The 17375-nt window shown below is 69.7% G+C and carries 20 protein-coding genes and 2 pseudogenes; 8 read left to right on the top strand and 14 right to left on the bottom strand.

Annotated features, from left to right (window positions below):
• Window positions 1-91: 91 nt before the first annotated feature.
• Entirely contained in the window at window positions 92-775 is a 684-nt protein-coding gene (locus tag ABZW14_RS09140; protein ID WP_355342257.1) for an ABC transporter ATP-binding protein, read from the bottom strand.
• Window positions 772-1899 carry an ABC transporter permease gene (locus ABZW14_RS09135; protein ID WP_355342254.1) on the bottom strand — a complete coding sequence of 376 codons (1128 nt, stop codon included), beginning with the start codon at window positions 1897-1899 and terminating at the stop codon, window positions 772-774. Before ABZW14_RS09135 ends, ABZW14_RS09140 begins: the two co-directional genes overlap by 4 nt.
• 105 nt (window positions 1900-2004) lie before the next feature.
• Between ABZW14_RS09135 and ABZW14_RS09130 the strand changes: the two genes are divergently transcribed.
• Together ABZW14_RS09130 and ABZW14_RS09125 are read left to right on the top strand one after the other, a co-directional pair.
• Window positions 2005-3207 (top strand): sensor histidine kinase, encoded by a 1203-nt coding sequence (locus ABZW14_RS09130; RefSeq protein WP_355342251.1) that lies wholly within the window; start codon window positions 2005-2007, stop codon window positions 3205-3207.
• Complete coding sequence (locus ABZW14_RS09125) at window positions 3204-3839, top strand: response regulator transcription factor (RefSeq protein WP_355342248.1); 636 nt, start codon at window positions 3204-3206, stop codon at window positions 3837-3839. Before ABZW14_RS09130 ends, ABZW14_RS09125 begins: the two co-directional genes overlap by 4 nt.
• 114 nt (window positions 3840-3953) lie before the next feature.
• On the opposite strand, the gene ABZW14_RS09120 is transcribed toward ABZW14_RS09125, so the two are convergent.
• The 6 genes from ABZW14_RS09120 to ABZW14_RS09095 form a co-directional block, all read right to left on the bottom strand.
• Window positions 3954-4715, bottom strand: a complete 762-nt coding sequence (locus ABZW14_RS09120; protein ID WP_355342245.1) for an ABC transporter permease — start codon at window positions 4713-4715, stop codon at window positions 3954-3956.
• The gene (locus ABZW14_RS09115; RefSeq protein WP_355342242.1) at window positions 4715-5479 is read right to left on the bottom strand and encodes an ATP-binding cassette domain-containing protein; all 765 of its coding nucleotides are present in this window, start codon (window positions 5477-5479) and stop codon (window positions 4715-4717) included. The genes ABZW14_RS09120 and ABZW14_RS09115 overlap by 1 nt, the downstream gene beginning before the upstream one ends.
• A complete protein-coding gene (locus ABZW14_RS09110) occupies window positions 5472-5903 on the bottom strand; it encodes a hypothetical protein (protein WP_355342239.1) in 432 nt (143 codons plus the stop codon). Before ABZW14_RS09110 ends, ABZW14_RS09115 begins: the two co-directional genes overlap by 8 nt.
• A gap of 23 nt (window positions 5904-5926) precedes the next feature.
• Complete coding sequence (locus ABZW14_RS09105) at window positions 5927-6187, bottom strand: hypothetical protein (RefSeq protein ID WP_355342236.1); 261 nt, start codon at window positions 6185-6187, stop codon at window positions 5927-5929.
• On the bottom strand, window positions 6184-6570 hold the full coding sequence (locus ABZW14_RS09100) for a DUF2089 domain-containing protein (protein ID WP_355342233.1): 387 nt from the start codon (window positions 6568-6570) through the stop codon (window positions 6184-6186). Before ABZW14_RS09100 ends, ABZW14_RS09105 begins: the two co-directional genes overlap by 4 nt.
• 453 nt (window positions 6571-7023) lie before the next feature.
• The gene (locus ABZW14_RS09095; protein WP_355342230.1) at window positions 7024-9459 is read right to left on the bottom strand and encodes a low temperature requirement protein A; all 2436 of its coding nucleotides are present in this window, start codon (window positions 9457-9459) and stop codon (window positions 7024-7026) included.
• A gap of 316 nt (window positions 9460-9775) precedes the next feature.
• On the opposite strand from ABZW14_RS09095, the gene ABZW14_RS09090 reads away from it, so the two are divergent.
• From ABZW14_RS09090 to ABZW14_RS09070, 5 genes are all read left to right on the top strand, one after another.
• The gene (locus tag ABZW14_RS09090) at window positions 9776-10099 is read left to right on the top strand and encodes an STAS domain-containing protein (RefSeq protein ID WP_355342227.1); all 324 of its coding nucleotides are present in this window, start codon (window positions 9776-9778) and stop codon (window positions 10097-10099) included.
• Window positions 10100-10318: 219 nt separating this feature from the next.
• Window positions 10319-10927 carry a DJ-1/PfpI family protein gene (locus tag ABZW14_RS09085; RefSeq protein ID WP_355342224.1) on the top strand — a complete coding sequence of 203 codons (609 nt, stop codon included), beginning with the start codon at window positions 10319-10321 and terminating at the stop codon, window positions 10925-10927.
• Between the two features lie 264 nt (window positions 10928-11191).
• Window positions 11192-11638, top strand: a complete 447-nt coding sequence (locus ABZW14_RS09080; RefSeq protein ID WP_355342221.1) for a hypothetical protein — start codon at window positions 11192-11194, stop codon at window positions 11636-11638.
• A gap of 35 nt (window positions 11639-11673) precedes the next feature.
• Window positions 11674-12006 carry a hypothetical protein gene (locus tag ABZW14_RS09075; protein ID WP_355342218.1) on the top strand — a complete coding sequence of 111 codons (333 nt, stop codon included), beginning with the start codon at window positions 11674-11676 and terminating at the stop codon, window positions 12004-12006.
• On the top strand, window positions 12003-12242 hold the full coding sequence (locus tag ABZW14_RS09070) for a hypothetical protein (RefSeq protein WP_355342215.1): 240 nt from the start codon (window positions 12003-12005) through the stop codon (window positions 12240-12242). Before ABZW14_RS09075 ends, ABZW14_RS09070 begins: the two co-directional genes overlap by 4 nt.
• 74 nt (window positions 12243-12316) lie before the next feature.
• Here the strand turns inward: ABZW14_RS09070 and ABZW14_RS09065 are convergent.
• The 4 genes and pseudogenes from ABZW14_RS09065 to ABZW14_RS09050 all read right to left on the bottom strand — a co-directional run.
• Window positions 12317-12868, bottom strand: a pseudogene (locus ABZW14_RS09065) (dihydrofolate reductase family protein); the annotation flags it as partial.
• Between the two features lie 23 nt (window positions 12869-12891).
• Window positions 12892-14089 (bottom strand): annotated as a pseudogene (locus ABZW14_RS09060) (RNA polymerase sigma factor).
• A gap of 20 nt (window positions 14090-14109) precedes the next feature.
• Window positions 14110-14463: a YciI family protein gene (locus ABZW14_RS09055; RefSeq protein WP_355342212.1), complete on the bottom strand. Its 354-nt coding sequence runs from the start codon at window positions 14461-14463 to the stop codon at window positions 14110-14112.
• Between the two features lie 39 nt (window positions 14464-14502).
• Window positions 14503-15027 carry a DUF6069 family protein gene (locus ABZW14_RS09050; RefSeq protein WP_355342209.1) on the bottom strand — a complete coding sequence of 175 codons (525 nt, stop codon included), beginning with the start codon at window positions 15025-15027 and terminating at the stop codon, window positions 14503-14505.
• Window positions 15028-15317: 290 nt separating this feature from the next.
• On the opposite strand from ABZW14_RS09050, the gene ABZW14_RS09045 reads away from it, so the two are divergent.
• On the top strand, window positions 15318-16313 hold the full coding sequence (locus ABZW14_RS09045) for a DUF1152 domain-containing protein (RefSeq protein WP_355342206.1): 996 nt from the start codon (window positions 15318-15320) through the stop codon (window positions 16311-16313).
• 51 nt (window positions 16314-16364) lie between these two features.
• Here ABZW14_RS09045 and ABZW14_RS09040 read toward each other — a convergent pair whose 3' ends face one another.
• Together ABZW14_RS09040 and ABZW14_RS09035 are read right to left on the bottom strand one after the other, a co-directional pair.
• Entirely contained in the window at window positions 16365-16634 is a 270-nt protein-coding gene (locus ABZW14_RS09040) for a hypothetical protein (RefSeq protein ID WP_355342203.1), read from the bottom strand.
• A gap of 138 nt (window positions 16635-16772) precedes the next feature.
• Window positions 16773-17231: an SRPBCC domain-containing protein gene (locus ABZW14_RS09035; RefSeq protein WP_355342200.1), complete on the bottom strand. Its 459-nt coding sequence runs from the start codon at window positions 17229-17231 to the stop codon at window positions 16773-16775.
• Window positions 17232-17375: the final 144 nt, after the last annotated feature.

The raw sequence follows: 17375 nt of genomic DNA, 5'->3' as shown, positions 1-17375 counted from the left end.
CACACCACGCATGCGATGTGCCGGGGTGGTGTCCCCGGCCCAGGTGCCGGCAGTGGACACGATCATCCACGGCAGGCCAGGTCGGTGCCCCTCATGACTGTCCTTGGACGGCACGGAGGCGGCCGTCGTGGACCTCGGTGATCTGGTCGGCGGCGGCGAGGTGGGTGCGGTCGTGCGTGACCAGGACGGTAGCGGTGGCTCGCTGGTGGGTGAGCCGGGTGATCAGGTCGATGATCGCGGCGCCCCGTTCCTGATCGAGGGCGCTGGTGGGTTCGTCGATCAGCAGGACGGTGGGGTCGTTCATGAGGGCGCGGGCGATGTTGACGCGCTGGCGCTGGCCGCCGGAGAGCTGGTGCGGACGGCGATCGTGGTGAGCGGCCATGCCCACGGCGTCGAGCAACTCCAGGGCGCGCCGACGTGCGGTAGCGGTCCGGCGGCCGTCGATCTCGGCCATGACCTGCAGCTGTTCGGCGGCGGTGAGTGAGGGCAGCAGGTTGGGCTGCTGGAAGACGATGCCGATGTGACGGCGGCGCAGCGTGGCCTGGTCGCCGCGGCTGAGGCCGGTGACGGTGGTGCCGTCGATGGTGACGGTGCCGCTGTCCGGGGCGATGAGGGTGGCGGCGACGGCGAGCAGGCTGGACTTGCCGGAGCCGGATGGGCCCACGACGGCGGTGAGGTCGCCCCGTGGCACGTCGAGGCTGACGTGGTCGAGGGCGGTGAGCCGGGTGTCGCCGTCGGGGAAGGTGAGGGTGACGTCGGTCAGATGCAGGCTCATCGGGCGCTCCCCAGGGCGGTCAGCGGGTCGACGGAGGTGATGCGGCGGATGGACAGGCCCGCGCCGAGCACGCCGAGCAGGATCATGATGCTGGCGGGCACGAGCATGGTGGCCGGGCTGAGCAGGAACGGCACGGCGGTGCCGGCGACCAGGGCGCCGGCCGCAGCGGCGAGGGCCGTGCCGGTCAGGGTGCCGGCGGTGAGCAGGACGGCGGCTTGGCCGAGGGCGTCGCGCAGCAGGCCGGTGGTGGAGGCGCCGAGGGCTTTCAGGACGGCGACGTCACCGCTGCGCTGGATCGTCCAGACCGTGAAGAAGGCGCCGATGACCAGGGCGGAGATGGCGAACAGGAAGCCGCGCATCAGTTGCAGGGAACCGTTCTCCGAGGTGTAGGAACCGATCGCGGCCAGCGAGTCGTCGCGGGTGACGGTCCGGGTGCCGGCCGCCCGGTCGGCGGCGTCGATGTCAGCGCCGGTGGTGGTCAGGGCGATCACGGTCGCGGCCGCACGGTCGGACTCGGTGGGTGGTGTGGTCCGGTGCCAGGTGCCGAGGCTTGCCCAGACGACCGGGGTGTGGCTGAAAGACGCATCGCCGGAGACGGCGGCGACCGTCAACGCCTGACCGGCCAGGGTGAGGGTGTCGCCGTCGCCGACTCCCAGATCGTCGGCGGCGGTGGTGGACAACACCACGGACCGGTCGTCGATCCGGTCACTCGCGGGGGTGAGCGAGGATCCGCGTTGCACCCCGAACACGGACACCGCGGCGCTCGTGGTGCCGGCCGTGGCCCGGGTGGTGCTGATCCCGAGCGGTTCCGCGCTCGTGACACCGGGAGTGTGGGCCCACTGCTGCCATTGCTGCTCGGTGACGGTGGAGTTGGCGTACGACAGGTCCTGCCCCCGGCCGGGGGCGTTGAACGCGATCCGGTCGGCCGGCAGGCCGGTGACCGCGGAGACGTTCTGCTGTCCGAGCCCGGCCGTCAGCCCGGACAACAGCCCGACGAGCAGGGTGATCAGAACGATGACGGCCCCCATGAGGGCGAAGCGGCCCCTGGCGAACCTCAGGTCGCGCCATGCGACGAACACGGTGATGTCCCGCCCTTCCTTCGGCGTGGTGGTGGCGACATCCACGGTCCCCGCAGGCAGGCGGGCCGGACATCTGACGCAGGACGGGTTGGGGGTTACATCTTCCGATAGAGGCGGCTCGGGCGTGGCCCTCCGTACGCTGAAGGGATCATGTCTGTCACCGCGTCCCGCCTGCCGCGAACCGCCCGCGGCGTGCTGTGGTTCCTGCACCTGCTGGTCGCGGGACTGCTGGTGCTGGCGGCCGGCCGGGCGGTGGCCGGTGGAGGCGCGCACGCCTGGCTGGTGGTCGCGGTCGCTGCCTGCCTCGCGCTGACCTATGCCGGGGGACTGCTGGTAGCGCCTGTCCGCACGTCCCGCCGGGCGGCTCGCGTGTGGCTCGCCGCCGTCAGCACGGTCTGGTTGGTGTTCCTCGCGGTCTCCGCTGACGGTGTGTGGCTGGCCTTCCCGCTGTACTTCCTGCAGCTACACCTGCTGCCGCGCCGAGCCGGCGTCGTCGCGGTGCTCGCCACCGCCGTCGCGGCGATCACCGGTTTCGCGGCCCACGCTGGAACGCTCACCCTGGCCATCGCGGTCGGGCCGACGCTCGGCGCGGCCGTGGCGATCACCGTCGTCCGGGGCTATCAAGCCCTGTACCGGGAGAGCGAGCGGCGCCGGCAGCTGATCGAGGAACTCACCGCCACCCGCGCGGGCCTGGCCGCGGCACAGCACACCGCGGGGATGCTGGCCGAGCGGGAACGCCTGGCCCGGGAAATCCACGACACCCTCGCCCAGGGGCTGTCCAGCATCCAACTGCTGCTGCGGGCCGCCGAACGCGCCCTGCCCGACACCGCCCAAATAGCCGCCCGCCACGTCGCCCAGGCCCGGCAAGCTGCGGTCGACAACCTCGCCGAGGCCCGCCGCTTCGTCGCCGCGCTCAGTCCACCCGCCCTCGCCAACGCCGGCCTCGCCGAAGCCCTCGAACAGCTGTGCACCACCACGACCGGACGGCACCGGGTCACCGCCCACTTCCACCAGACCGGAGAGCCGGTGCCCCTGCCCACCGCGACCGAGATCGCCCTGCTGCGCATCGCGCAGTCCGCCCTGGCCAACGTCGTACGGCACGCAGACGCCGCCACCGTGGACGTCACGCTCAGCTATCTCGGCGACCAGGTCGCCCTGGACGTCGTCGACGACGGCACGGGCTTCGACCCCACCCAGACCACCGCTACCGAGCCGGGCAGCGGGGGATACGGGCTCACGGCCATGCGCGCCCGCGCCCAGGCACTCGGCGGCACCCTCACCATCGAGGCCGCTGCGGGCGCCGGCACCGCCCTGGCCGTGCAGGTTCCCACCCGCACGGGGGTACGGCCATGACCGGCGCGACGATCCGCCTGCTGATCGCCGACGACCATCCGGTAGTGCGAGCCGGGCTGCGCGCCGTACTGGAGACCGAGCCGGATCTCGCGGTGGTGGCCGAGGTTGCCAGCGCCGAACAGGCCGTCGCCCGGGCCCAGGAGGGCGATGTCGACGTCGTCCTGATGGATCTGCAGTTCAAAGGCGGCATGACCGGTGCCGAAGCCACCGCCGCGATCACCGCTCGCCCGGACGCGCCCCGCGTGGTCATCGTCACCACCTACGACACCGACGCCGACACCCTGCCCGCCATCGCCGCCGGCGCCACCGGCTACCTGCTCAAAGACGCGCCACCGGAAGACCTGGCCGCCGCCGTGCGCACCGCCGCCGCCGGGCGCAGCGCCCTGGCCCCGGTGGTCGCCGACCGCCTCCTGCAGCGCATGCGGCAACCCGCCACCACGCTTACCCGCCGCGAAACCGAAGTTCTCACCCTGGTCGCGGAAGGCCTGTCGAACCAGGCGATCGGCGCCCGCCTGCACCTGACCGAGGGCACGGTCAAATCCCACCTGGCCCGCATCTACACCAAGCTCGATGTCGATTCGCGTACGTCAGCGGTCGCCACCGCCACCGACCTCGGTCTCATCCGGCGATGAGCCGGACGGCGAGAGGAGGAGTCCTCTTCTCGCCGTCCAGCTCATCGCGCAGGTACCGGTCGGACTTGTCGGGCGAGCGGTGGGCGTTGACCGAGCGAGCCGCTACCCTGGTGGTCAGGCGATCTTCCGCCGGTAGGCGCGCATGGCGAAGGCGTAGGCGACGATCAGGATGCCGGCGCACCAGGCGAGGGCGGTCCAGATGTCGTTGCCGACCGGCTGCTGGTCGAGCAGAGCCCGGATGGTGTTGACGATCGAGGTGACCGGCTGGTTCTCGGCGAAGGCCCGCACCGGTCCGGGCATGGTGTCGGTGGGGACGAACGCCGAGCTGACGAACGGCAGGAAGACGATCGGGTACGAGAAGGCGGACGCGCCGTCGGGCGAGGACGCGGAGAGTCCCGCGATCACCGCGACCCACGTCAGCGCGAGCGTGAACAGGGCGAGAATGCCGGCCACGGCGAGCCAGGCCAGCACCCCCGCCGACGAGCGGAATCCGATGATCAGCCCGGCCAGCATGATGATGACCACCGAGATCGCGTTGGACACCAGCGAGGTCAGCACGTGCCCCCACAGCACGGACGAGCGCGCGATCGGCATCGAGTGGAACCGTTCGAAGATGCCGCGCTGCAGGTCCCCGAAGAGGCGGTAGGCGGTGTACGAGATGCCGCTGGCAATGGCGATGAGCAGGACGCCGGGCATCAGGTAGTTCACGTAGTTGTCGGTGCCGGCCTGGATGGCACCACCGAAGACGTAGCGGAACAGCAACAGGAACGCGATCGGCATGATCGTGACCGTGATGATGGTGTCGACGCTGCGGGTCACGTGACGCACGGAGCGCCAGAGCATCACTCCGGTGTCGCTGAGAGCGTGTGTGGTCATCACTGCACCTGCTTGTTTCCGACGGTGGCCAGGAAGATCTCCTCCAGCGTGGGCTGGCGTTCCACGTACTCCACCTGTGCGGGTGGGAGCAGTTTCCTGAGGTCGGCCAGGGTGCCGGAGACGATGATCCTGCCCTCGTGCAGGATCGCGATCCGGTCGGCGAGCTTCTCGGCCTCCTCCAGGTACTGAGTGGTCAGCAGGACCGTGGTGCCGCTGTGCGCGAGGTTCTGGATCACCTGCCACACCTCGATGCGGGCCTCCGGGTCGAGCCCGGTGGTGGGCTCGTCGAGGAAGATCACCGGTGGGTCGCCGATCAGGCTCATGGCGATGTCGAGGCGCCGGCGCATGCCGCCGGAGTAGGTCGCGACCCGACGCCCGGCCGCGTCGGCCAGACCGAAGCGGGTGAGCAGGTCGTCGGCGACCCGGCGGGGGCCGTCCACCTTCCGCAGCCTGGCGATCATGAGCAAATTCTCCCGGCCGGTGAGGATCTCATCGACCGCGGCGAACTGCCCGGTCAGACTGATCGACTCGCGTACCCGCGCCGGCTTCGCAACCACGTCGAACCCGTTGACGGTGGCCGTGCCGCCGTCGGGCTTGAGCAGGGTGGCGAGGATCCGCACGATCGTGGTCTTGCCGGCGCCGTTGGAGCCGAGCAGCGCGAAGATGCTCCCCGGCGCCACCTCGAAGTCGACGCCCTTGAGCACCTGCAGATCCTGATAGGACTTCCGCAATCCGCCGATCCGGATCGCCGGGTTGTCACTCACAGAACACCTGAACCTTCGCGCCGGCGTCGTCGACGTCGACGGTGAGGTCGTCGAGCTGCTCGATGAGCTCCTCGAGCTGCTGCGGCTTGAGCTGGGTGAGGTCGATCGGCATCCCGGACCGCGCCAGCCCGGCGTTGGCCTTGTCAAGGGCCTGCGGAGGGATGAGGCTCGTGAGCTTGACGCCGGCGCGCAGCAACTGGAGCGGGATCCGGACGTTGATCCGGCTCGGCCCGTCGCCGCCGATGTTGTCCTCCGAGCTCACCAGCACGCGCAGGTACTTCGGCCGCGATCTGGGGCGGGTGGCGGCGTCCAGCGGCGGCTCGGCCTGCTCGCGTCCGAGCGCATCGATGAGTCGCTCGGCCTCGTCCGCGGTGATCTTGCCGGCGGCGAGCATCTCGAGGATCTGGCGGCGCTGCTCGTTCATGGGGTGCTCCTTCTCGTGGTGATTCACCTGACGTGGACCTGCATGGCGGTCGCGCCGTCGTCGATGTCGATGTGGGTGCCGGGCAGCGCCCACAGCAGGCGCCCGAGGCCACGGAGGGCGCCCAGCGGGCTGATTCGGTTGACGTGGCAGGCGATCAGGCCGGCCAGCAGGGCGAGGATCAGCAGCGGTGACAGCAGCAGCAGGACGGGCAGGACCGGGACGTGCAGCCGTAGCCAACTGCCGTCGTGACGGCGGTGACGGACGGTCACCAGCTGCGGGATCACCGGGAACGCTCCAGCTCGGCCAGTGCCTCCTGAACGGTGATCTCGCCGCGCTGGAGGCGGTCGACGACGTCGGCGCCGGCCGCCCGGTCGGTGCCGGCGTCGTCCGCGGTGTCGAGGTGCTCCGCGAAGTCGAGGTGCTCGGCGATCCGGTTGAGCCGGGATTTGATCGTCGGGTAGCTCACCCCGAAGATCCGCTCCATCTCCTTGATCGAACCGTGCGAGCGGACGAACGCGGCCACGAAGACCTGGTCGCTCACGCTGAGCTGAGCCAGCTGCGGCGGCTCGAACTGGCCCTCGATCACCACGCCGTTGTCGGCGAGACGAACCCGCTCGACCGTGAACGGCTGCCCTTGCGTGAGGTCGGTCAGTTCCTGCCAGTCCACGTCGACTCCCTCGCTCCTCGGCTTGCTCTGATTAATTTGTACCTTGAACCTGTTGAGAAATATAGAGGTGGAACTTGAGATTATTAAGCTACAAGTTGGGTCGGCAGGGGGAGGGGCTGCAACTCGGCGAGCCGGAGGGGTAACTCGGCATTGCAAACCGTACGTACGTATTGTTAGCTTGGCGGCGTGCTTCCGCCCCCTGGCAATTCGACCAGCAACTATGGCGCACCGACTACCGCGTCGTGCCGTACGTGACCGAGCCGGACGCCCCGGTGTCCACCCGGGCGAGCTTCGTGGTCGAGAACGGCCGACCGGGCGTGCAGGCCGACGCCGCCTGACGTGCTCCGTGGTGGGCCGGGTCCAGCCCGGCTCCGGCCCACCACGGGGCAGTCCCTGCAGCCCCGAACCGGGCCACGGCTGCGAAACGTCAACCCGCTGCAGCCGGCACTTCCCTCACTGGTCCTGTCGAGCCATCAGACCTCGGCGTCTCACTTCAATCGTCAGGAACCCCAAGCAGACTGCGGTCAGAGCGGCGAGCGCGGCCAGCACCGGTACGTGAACGGTGGCGAGCGCCACCGCGATGACCACCACGGTTTCGACCATCCGTTGTGGGTGGGCACGGCGGGTCAACCGCCAGCGGATCGCGTGGTCCGCCAGCAAATAAATGATCACCCCGCCGAAGAGGGCGAGGTGCGCAAGCGGGTACAGCGGGACGCCGAGTTCGAACAGGCCCCGGTTGCCCAGCACGGACATCGTTTTGCCGAGCCCGAGCGAGACGAGCACGATGCCGGCGATCATCGGCAGGTGCAGCAGCGCGTACGCGTCCTGAGCCAGTGCCGCCCGCCGGTCCATGCCGCTTGCCGCCAGCACCCGCCCACCATAGATGGCGGTCGTGCTGAAGTAGATCCACCAGAGTGCGGCGAGCAGGGCCGCGCCGAGTGCGGCGGCGACGATGATCCGCGCGGAGATCGGCGTGTAGACCACGGCGATGCCCATGGAGATGACCGCCTGGCCAAGGGCGATGATGATGATGAGGCTGTACCGGTCGGCCCAGTGCTCGGCGGACCAGGTCCACGAGTGGCGGGCTCCGGCGAGCCGGTTGCCGACCAGGTCGACGGCGATGGCGAGGATCCAGAGCCCGGCGTGCGCGGGGGTCAGCAGCCGAATATCGCCGACTGACTGCGGCATCAACGCGGCGGCGAACAGGATGGCCAGCGCCAGCAGGGTCGGCACGGCGCTGCGCATCACTGCGGCCCGCTGCGTTCGGTCTTGTCGGAGGTTGAACCAGAACGCGACGAGGAACAGCAGCCGGATCAGCGCGTAGCAGGCCACGAAGATCAGCGGCCCGGGCAGGCCGGTGCCGTCGGTGCTGAACGCCTCCGGGCTGGCCAGGGTGATCAACGCGGTGAGCGTGACGACGAGCACCAGCACCAGGCGCACCACCGGGTGCTCTGAGCGGACCGCGATGCCCAGCCAGGTGTAGGCGCACCAGGCAACCCAGAGAACGGTGAGCACCAGCAGCCCTCGCACCACGCCGCGCCAGGTCGGGTCGTCCGCCATTATGGCGGCGACCTGCAGAAACGCGTACACGTAGACCAGGTCGAAGAAGAGCTCCTTCGGCGTCACCCCGGACTGCTTCAGGACGGGTTGTATTTCGGCGTGCAGCCGACGATGGCGGCGCCGGAAGACAGTGGCGTCGGCCAGCGCCATGGCAGCCACCGCCGCCGTCAACAGCGCCAGTTGGGCCAGCACCGGCACGTGAGGAGCGACCGACGCCAGGGACCCCACCAGGAGGATCCCCAGGATGGGTGATCGACCGAGCAGGCGCAGTGTGCGTACCTCGAACAGGACCAGACCGATGAGGTAGAGGATCACCCCGCCGTAGAGCACCAGTAGCCGGATCGCGGCCGACGCCTCCGTCGGTACACGCTGCTCGGACAATGTGTGGTGGATGCCGAGAGCGACCAGGATCAGCCCGGCCATCATCGGCAGGTGCAGGAAGCTGTACGCGTCACGGCCAAGCAGCGCCCGGCGGGCCTCCGACACCCGTTCGAGCGCCATCTCCGCGGCGTACCGGGCAACGTCGAAGTAGGTCCACCACAGCAGCCCGGCAAGCAGGACGCCGAGCAGCGCGCCAGCCAGCACCTCCAGGGTGAGCGGATGCGCCACGGCCACACCCTGACCCAGCCCGACTGAAATGATCGCCTCGCCAACACCGATCAGGATGATCAGGCTGTGCCGTTCCGCCCAGTAACGGATGGATCGGATATGCCAGGTCCCGGCACCCAGCAGAAAGGTACCGGCGTACCCGGCGATGATCGCGGCAGCGACCAGGGTGAACCGGATCCATTCATGGGTCACGGCGCCGTCTGCGAACGCCTGCTCACTGTGTTCATACGGCGGCACGAGTGCGGCAGCCAGCAACGCCAGCTCACCGGCGACGATCATCGGCCCGGCCTTCCACAGCCGCTGGCCGGTGCCCGGTTGCGCCACGCCCGCGGCGATCGCGAACACGAGGGCGCCGCTGCGGGCGATGATGTAGCAGATCGCGAACACCACCGGACCGGAGAGCCCGCCAGGGCGGTCGACGAAGGCCTCCCGGGCTGTCAGACCCATCACGAACAGCGTCGCGCTGAGTCCGAACATGAACACCGGCATGATGCCCCGGTCCAGCCGCAGGATGTTGCCGAGCCACGCGTACGGCGCCCAACAGCCCCACAACAGCACGAGCAGCAGCAGACCTCGGGGAAGACCGGCCGGGTTGAGCTGCTCGGCAGTCACACCCGTGACGTTCAGAAACGCGAACACGAAGATCAGGTCCAGGAACAGCTCCAGCCGAGTAACACTTCCCTCTCCCCGGGCCAGGTGGAGTCGACCGAAGCTCCGCACGACCTCACTCTGTCAACAAGCCGCCCCCGCGACAGTGGATCGCCTGACCCAGCGGACTGGTGTTGACTGCGCCTATGCGCCTTGCGAATGGCGAGCGATTCACGTTCGGTCGGCCATTCGAGTGGCTTTCCTTCCCTGCTGGGCAGGGAGTCTGATTCCGGCTGCCGCCCCGGCGGGCCGCTGGCCGGCGCTTCTGAGGTCCCGCAGTCGGGACCTGGACGTGACCAGGTGAACTTTCGTGGGATTCATCGACTCTGCCGCAGCAAAGACCTAACCTGACGGCTTGAAGAAACACCGGGTAACGGAAGGTAACCCGATGACCGCTACCACGGTCGACGTCAACACCGCACCCGACGGCACCCTCGTCATCCATCCCTACGGCGTCCTCGACGCCGCAGACGCCACCGGGTTGCGCCGCGCACTGGTCAGGGCCATCCGGCACACGCGGCCCTTGCGTCTGGTCCTGGACCTGGCCGACGTCGATGACCTCGACCCGATCAACCTCGGCACTCTGGCGGCCGCTTGTCACCTGGGCGACGACCACCAGGTAACTGTCTTCCTCGATCACTCCTCGGCATCCCTCGCGGAGTTGCTCGCAGCCGCGGGCGTTCCTCGGCACCGCTTGCGGCACATCACCTGAAAACGAGCCGGCCGGTGACGGACGGAAACGACCCCGACGTCCCATAACCGGCGGCCCACGCCCACCGCCAACGACCTCCAGTCCAGCAGCCGACCTGTGCTGAATCGGGGTCCTGATCAGCAGCGGCGGTTGGCATACCGCTGGCCACTGATTGGCCCTCGACCCGGAACGGCCGGTCAGGGAGAGTGGCGAGCTGATGCCGTACTCAGGGGATATGTGATGCAGGTAGCCGTGGTCACCTTCGACGGGTTCAACGAGCTCGACAGCTTCATCGCAGCCGCATTGATCAACCGGTGCCGTCAGGACGGGTTGGCGGCCTACATCACGACGCCAACGCCGACGGTCACGTCGATGAACGGCGTCGAGGTGAGCGGGCAACGGCCCATGGAGTTCGTGACCGAAGCCGACGTGGTGCTGATCGGCAGTGGGGTGAAGGCGCGCGACGTGATCGCCGATGACCGAATGCTGTCCAGGCTTCCGCTCGCACCATCCCGACAGCTGATCGGCGCGCAGTGCTCGGGCGCGCTGGTGCTCGCCCGGCTCGGGTTGCTCCCTGGCATGGCCGCCTGCACGGACATGAAGAGCCGACCGTTCGTCGAAGCCTTCGACATCACCGTGCTGGACGCGCCGTTCCACGCCGAGGGAAACGTCGCCACGGCCGGCGGCTGCCTGGCGTCCCAGTATCTCGCCGCGTGGGTGATCACCCGCACGCTCGGGGAAGCAGCCGCGCGCGACGTCGTCGGCTATGTCGCTCCGGTCGGCGAGAACCAAGAGACCGTCGAGCGCGCCATGCGTGCCGTCCGCGCTGGCGAGGTCATATTGAGTTGATGCCCTCGCGGCAGCCCTCGGGGACGACGCTGCCCGCCGGTCCGCCCCGGACGTTCTCATCTCACTCGTCGAAGCCGCCTGGACAGGCTCGGGAAGCGGGCAGCGAGTACGTCCTCGCCTCCGGCATGCCCCTCGCGGCGTGAGGGAAGCCGCTCGGCGAAACCCGGGTGCGGCTTGTGCGGGGCACCGTGCGCTCAGGCAGGCAGTGAACCCGCCTGTCCGCGCGGGCTTTCGAAGTCGGCGGCGAGCGGGTACGTTGCGCCGATGAGTCGACAGGCTGAGGTCTCGGCCGCCTCGTTCGGCGGACGCGTGGTGGTGTCGGCGCAGTTGCTGATGCTGGCGGTGTGTCTGGTCGGTAGCTTCGGTGTGCTGCTCGTGGCCGCACTGCATACCGGCGATTTCCCGGCTGTGTTGGACCCGCGGTTGGAACGGTTGGGCGACCCGAAGGACTCCCTTCCGCCGGCCGGCCCGGACTCGGTGTGGAACCCGCTGGTCTGGGTGTTCGGGATCAGTCGCGTGGTGGCGATGTTCGTCTACCCGCTCGCGTGCGTGACCTTGGTCCTCGGGGTGGCGGCCCTCATCCGCACCTGGCGGACCGGCGACCGGAAAGCGTTCGGCTGGCTCATCATCAGCACGGGGATGTGGGTTGCGCTGGCGGCGCTCGCCCTGACTCCGTACGGCACGCAATTACACGGCTGGTTGCTCGACTGATCGTGCTTCGGCTCCCATGCCCTGGACGTTAGTGGATGGCCGGACCCCGTCTCCTCACGTCACCGGCCCCTGTCGTCGACCGGCGGGTGGTGGCCGGGTTGGCCACGAACGTCAAACGACGACGCAAGGCGGCGTGGCGCCGGGTCCGCACGATCTTCCGGGAGGAACGCGCCGACAATGTCGCGTTCGTGTTCTGCCCGACCTGGTTGGCTTTCCAGACCGGGCGGGTCTCGTCCTTCTGGCCCGGCGACTCGATGGTCGACTGGGTCGCCGTCGACGGGTACGCCCGCCCGAGCAACGACCACGCACCCCTGACCGAGCTGTTCCCCTGGTTCTACGACTCGGGATCCGGCACGACAAGCCGATGATGCTCGCGGAGGTCGGCGTCAACGACACCGCACCCGGGGTGCAGGCCGACTGGCTGCGGCAGGCCCGGACGGACCTGCCGACGGCGTTCCCGCGGGTACGGGCCATGGTCTACTTCGACTCGCGGGGCAGCGGTGACGCCGACTGGGTCCTGCCGGGCAATCCGCGCACCGAGGCCGCGCTGCGCCAGCTGGTGCACGACCCGTACTTCCTGCCGCACCCAGGCGCGGGCCGGTAACCGCCCCGATCCCGCACGCGGGCCGACGCCGACGCCGGCCCGCGTGCGGGGCCCCGGTGGCGGGTTGGCCGGACTCAGACATGCAGGGTGGGCCGGTAGATCAGTTCCTGGACGCGACCGTCGAGTGTCCGGCTCTCGAGCAACTCCAGGTCGAAGTCGGCCGCCCCCTGGAAGACGGGTTCCGTCCCGGTCCGACCTGTGACCACCGGGAACAGCGTCACCTGGACGCGGTCGACCAGGCCGGCGGCCATCAGCGCCCGGTTCAACGACAGGCTGCCGTGCGAGCGCAACGGCACCTCCGACTCCTCCTTGAGCCGCGCGAGGGCGTCGACGGCGTCCCCGCCCACGACGGTCGCGTCCGGCCAGTCGAGAGGGCCTTCCAGCGTGCTCGACACCACCGTCGCCGGAAGGCTCCTCATCCGGGTGACCCAGGCGTCACGGACCTCGGACTCCTCCGTGCTCGCAGCCAGCATCCGCGCGAACACCCGGTACGTGCCGGACCCGAAGACCATGCGCTGCTCTTCGCTGTACACGGCGAGGCGGTGCGCGAGCAACTCGGGGCCCTGCTTGCCCCAGTACCCTCCCCAGCTGCCGCTGTGGGAGCCGAACCCGTCGAGGCTGGAGAAGACGTCGAAGGTGTAGGTGGCGGTCACGATGCTCTCCTCGTCCGGCTGAGTTCGGTGCGGCGGGTCTGCAGGAAGGCGCATTCGGTCTCGTTGGTCGCCAGCGCAAGGGCCTGGTCGTAGGCGGCGCGGGCCTCTTCGTCGCCCGAGCCGGGCCAGCAGTTCGGCCCGGGTGGCGGGCAGCCGGTGGTAGCCCGGGAGATCGACGTCCTCCAACGCGGCGAGGGCAACCGCCGGTCCGTGCACCTCGGCGACGGCGACCGCACGGTTGAGCGCCACGATCGCGGTCGGCGCGAGCGCGAACAGCTGGTCGTAGAGTGCCAGGACCTGCGACCAGTCGGTGGCCGCGCCGTCGGTGTGGACCGCGCTGATCGCGGCCTGGATCTGGTACGGGCCGGGCTGGTTGCGCCGCAGGCAACGGCGCACCAGATCGTGGCCCTCGGCGATGAGTGCCCGGTTCCACAACGACCGGTCCTGCTCGCTCAGCGGCACCAGTCCGCCGACCGGATCGAGCCGGGCCGGGCGGCGCGCCTCGGTCAGCAGCAGCAGGGCGAGCAGGCCGAGGACCTCGGGTTCGTCGGGCATCAACCCGGCGAGCTCGCGGGCAAGCCGGATGGCCTCGGTGCACAGGTCCGTTCTGATCAACGGCCCGGCGGTGGACGTGTAACCCTCGTTGAACATCAGGTAGAGCACGGTGAGCACGGGCGGCAGCCGGTCCGGAAGCTCATGCTCGGCGGGCACCCGGTAGGGAATGCCGGCGTCGCGGATCTTCTTCTTGGCGCGCACAATCCGCTGCGCGACGGTCGCCTCCTGAATCAGGTAGGCCCGGGCGATCTCCGGTACGTCGAGGCCGCCGAGCAGACGGAGCGTGAGAGCGGTCCGCGCGTCAGGAGCGAGCGCCGGGTGGCAGCAGGTGAAGATGAGCCGCAGCTGGTCGTCCTTCACCGGTCCCACCTCCTGGGGCTCGTCCTGTTGATGCAGCAGCAGGGCCTGGGCGTGCCGGGCCTCACGGGTCGACTCCCGGCGGAGCCGGTCGACAGCCCGGTTCCGAGCGGTGACCACGATCCAGGCGCCCGGGTTCGGCGGCGGCGTCTGCCACTTCTGCAGGGCCGTGGTGAAGGCGTCCTGGACCGCCTCCTCGGCGAGGTTGATGTCACCGAGGAGGCGGGCCAGGGTGGCGACGCAGCGGCCGTACTCCGCGCGGTAGATGCTCGCCAGGTCCATGTCGGCCGACCGGCTCCAGTTCAGGCCTGGGACAGGTCGTCGAAGGGACGCACCTCGACCGGGCCGCAGGCCGCCGCGCACTTCTCGGCCCAGGCCAGCGCCTGGTCCAGGTCCGCGCACTTGATGACCCAGAACCCGGCGATGTGCTCCTTCGTCTCGGCGAACGGCCCATCGCTCATCGTGGTGGTGCCGTTCTCGATCCGCACGACGGTGGCGCTGTCGGGCGACAGGAGACCTCCGCCGAAGACCCAGGCGCCCGCGGCCTGCAGTTCGTCGTTGATCCGGTCGGTCTCCCGGAACACGGTCTGCATCTCCTCGTCCGACGGCGCCGGCGCGCCCTCGACGAGATGCACCGACAACAGGTACTGCCTCATGACGGTCCTCCCTCGGCTCGACGATGACAGTGCGACGGGTCAGGCGGCCAGGCGGCGCGCGACAGCGGGAATCACGATCGCGGCCGCGACCAGGTGGGTGAGCATCAGCAGCGCCTTGGTGGCCGCCCCGGCCTCGACGATCACATCCGGCACCAGCGACAGGACGGTCAGCACCACCGTCGTACGGACGAACGCGCGTCGCGGACGCCGGGCGAAGCGGGACAGCAGCGCGGCGATGAGCACGCCGACCAACGAGAAGACGGCGGTCAGCACGCCGAACCCGGTGACCGGAATCGGGGCGCCGGCCACATCGAGGCTGACCCCTGCCGCCTGACCGGCCGCGGCGACGGCCATGGTGGCGGCGCTCGCGGCAACCGTGGCGATGACACCGGCCCGGATCAGCGTACCGATGGTCGACGTGGTGGCGCGGGTCGTGTTCGCCGTGGTGGTCATCGTGCCCTCCAGTGGGTGAATGGACCGGCTCGGTGCCGGGCTCTCACCAGAGCGACGAACAGATCCGACCCCAATCGACAGGTCCGCCAAGATTTTTTCGAAGAACTTCACCACCGGTACGTCGACGCAGTGCCCGGGCATGCGGACGACCCGACGATACGTCGATGACGCCTCGGCCTCGACGAGCCGCGCGGACCGGTGCCTTGGGACCGGACGTACCACGCTTGGACGCCGGCCTGCCCAACGCGCGGCGCCGATACCGCGCGTCACTGAACCCAGGGATGGCAGCACCGTTCGAGCCGGGCCAGGCTCCGGGGAGCCCGCTCATGGTGAGCGGGCTCCCGAAAACGGCAGGCTCCCTCCGGCCCTTGCGCGGCGTGGGCGTGGCTGATCATGGAGCGGTGACGAACCCTGCCGCACCGCCCGCCGACCCCGGTACGTTCTCGTTGGCCGTTCCGCCGCTGTTCGCCGCGCTGGCCCCCGCGCGGAACATCCTCATCGCCGGAGCGGGCGGGGGCTTCGACGTGTACGCCGGCCTGCCCCTGGCGTTCGCCCTGCGGCGCGGCGGCGCACAGGTGCACCTGGCCAGCCTGTCCTTCTCCGAGCTCGAGCTGATCGACCGCGACGCGTGGGTGGCGGAGCACGTCGCGGCGGTGCAGCCGGACACCGCCAGCCCGGACTGGTATTTCCCCGAACGGACGCTCGCCCGGTGGCTGGCCGCTCAGGACCTGCCGTCGACGGTGTACGCCTTTCCGCCGCTCGGCGTCCAGCCACTACGAGCCGCGTACCGGCACCTGGTCGACCAACTCGACATCGACGCGGTGGTCCTGGTCGACGGTGGCACCGATGTCCTGCTGCGCGGCGACGAGAGCGATCTCGGCACTCCGGTGGAGGACATCACCAGCCTGGCCGCCGTGGCCGCGCTGAACGTGCCGGTCAAGCTGGTCACCAGCCTGGGCTTCGGCATCGACGCCTACGACGGCGTCAACCACGTCCAGGTGCTGGAGAACCTCGCCGCACTCGACCGCGACGGCGGCTACCTCGGCGCCCTGTCCATCCCCGGTTCCAGCCGGGAGGCGGCGCTGTACCGCGATGCTGTCGCCGACGCGATAGCCGCCACCCCGGACCGGCCGAGCATCGTCCAAGGTCAGATCGCCGCCGCCACTAGCGGCGCCTTCGGAGACGTCCGGTTCACCCGGCGCACCGGCGGCGGCGACCTGTTCGTCAACCCGCTGATGGCGATCTACTTCACCGTCGACCTCGACAAACTCGCCGCCCGATGCCTGTATCTCGACCGCATCGAGAACACCATCGGCAGGCGACAGGTCATCACGCGCATCCAAGCGTTCCGCGACGAACTCCTCAATGCACGCGTCCCCCGCGCGTTTCCCCACTGAACGCCCGGCCGGCGGAAGGTGAGCGCACCCGTCCAGGTGGCCTCGATCGGTCTATGCCCCGGCGGAGGTGTCCGAGCCGTACGCGGCGTCATACATCGTTCCCGCGTTCCCACCGCCGCCTTGACCCCGGATCGTGCCCTTGCCGGAACGCCGACGTTGTCCTTCCATCTCGGCCATGGCTCGCCGCGCGTTCCGCATGACGAGGTCATGCTCCAACGATGCACGGGCCACCCGGCGGCGCCGCACGACGATCACGGCGGACGTGATGACAAGCAGCAGCGCTACTCCGCCCAGGACGACCCAGAGCCAGGACATCGTCATGGTCCACCCCAATCGGCCGCAACCCCCGGATTGCCTCAGCATGACCCATCAGCGCAATCGATACGCCGCAGGTCAGCGCGGGCCTCGTTCACCGCGGCGGCATCGCGCGCCCACGCCTGCTCAGCGGCGTGAGCGGCGCTAGCCCCCTTCGACGAGTCTGGCGAGGTTCGCCAGGGCCATCCGCGTACCCGTCTCGTTGTCCTCGGCCGGGATCGCGTCCGGAATGCCGTCATGCACGACGACGACCTCGGTGCCGCCCTCCACGTCGGTGAGCGTCGTGGTCATGGTCATCGCGCCCCGCAGCGCGGGGTCGTCGGTCTCGAACTCGACGACTTCGACCACCTGCTGATCGGGTACGAGCTTCGCGAAGTGGCCGTGATAGCTGTCGGTGTGCGCCGTCGTCTTGCCGGTGCTGTCCGGGGCCTCGTAGGTGAGCGAGACGCGCAACGTACCGCCCTCGCGCGCGTCGAGCTCGTGCACGTGGCCGCTCATGCCGGTGGGGACGCGCCACTTCGCCACCGCGGCCGGATCCAGCAGTGCCCGATAAACCGCCGACCGCGGCGCCTTGACGAGGTGAGACACCTGTGTCGAGTACATGGAGCGACTCTAATGTCCGGCGCTCGCGACGGCTCCGAGGCGCACCCGCATCGGCATGGCAGCACCAGCCACCAACTGGGCCGGGACCGCCACGGGGGCGGAAAACCCCCAGGCGGAGCCGGATGGTTTCCGGCTTCCGAGCGC

The sequence above is a fragment of the Micromonospora sp. NPDC004551 genome, assembly GCF_040609975.1.
Lineage (GTDB): Bacteria > Actinomycetota > Actinomycetes > Mycobacteriales > Micromonosporaceae > Micromonospora.
The sequence above is the reverse complement of the archived record's forward strand: the minus strand, read 5'-3'. Positions and strand labels throughout refer to the sequence as shown.

What these genes read in the sequence shown, in the direction of transcription:
- ABZW14_RS09085 (WP_355342224.1), top strand. Translation starts at nt 10,319, where the DNA reads ATGCAGGTAGCCGTGGTCACCTTCGACGGGTTCAACGAGCTCGACAGC.
- ABZW14_RS09040 (WP_355342203.1), bottom strand. Translation starts at nt 16,634, where the DNA reads ATGACGATGTCCTGGCTCTGGGTCGTCCTGGGCGGAGTAGCGCTGCTG.
- ABZW14_RS09110 (WP_355342239.1), bottom strand. Translation starts at nt 5,903, where the DNA reads ATGAACGAGCAGCGCCGCCAGATCCTCGAGATGCTCGCCGCCGGCAAG.
- ABZW14_RS09140 (WP_355342257.1), bottom strand. Translation starts at nt 775, where the DNA reads ATGAGCCTGCATCTGACCGACGTCACCCTCACCTTCCCCGACGGCGAC.
- ABZW14_RS09075 (WP_355342218.1), top strand. Translation starts at nt 11,674, where the DNA reads ATGGCCGGACCCCGTCTCCTCACGTCACCGGCCCCTGTCGTCGACCGG.
- ABZW14_RS09090 (WP_355342227.1), top strand. Translation starts at nt 9,776, where the DNA reads ATGACCGCTACCACGGTCGACGTCAACACCGCACCCGACGGCACCCTC.
- ABZW14_RS09070 (WP_355342215.1), top strand. Translation starts at nt 12,003, where the DNA reads ATGATGCTCGCGGAGGTCGGCGTCAACGACACCGCACCCGGGGTGCAG.
- ABZW14_RS09035 (WP_355342200.1), bottom strand. Translation starts at nt 17,231, where the DNA reads ATGTACTCGACACAGGTGTCTCACCTCGTCAAGGCGCCGCGGTCGGCG.
- ABZW14_RS09080 (WP_355342221.1), top strand. Translation starts at nt 11,192, where the DNA reads ATGAGTCGACAGGCTGAGGTCTCGGCCGCCTCGTTCGGCGGACGCGTG.
- ABZW14_RS09055 (WP_355342212.1), bottom strand. Translation starts at nt 14,463, where the DNA reads ATGAGGCAGTACCTGTTGTCGGTGCATCTCGTCGAGGGCGCGCCGGCG.
- ABZW14_RS09120 (WP_355342245.1), bottom strand. Translation starts at nt 4,715, where the DNA reads ATGACCACACACGCTCTCAGCGACACCGGAGTGATGCTCTGGCGCTCC.
- ABZW14_RS09125 (WP_355342248.1), top strand. Translation starts at nt 3,204, where the DNA reads ATGACCGGCGCGACGATCCGCCTGCTGATCGCCGACGACCATCCGGTA.
- ABZW14_RS09130 (WP_355342251.1), top strand. Translation starts at nt 2,005, where the DNA reads ATGTCTGTCACCGCGTCCCGCCTGCCGCGAACCGCCCGCGGCGTGCTG.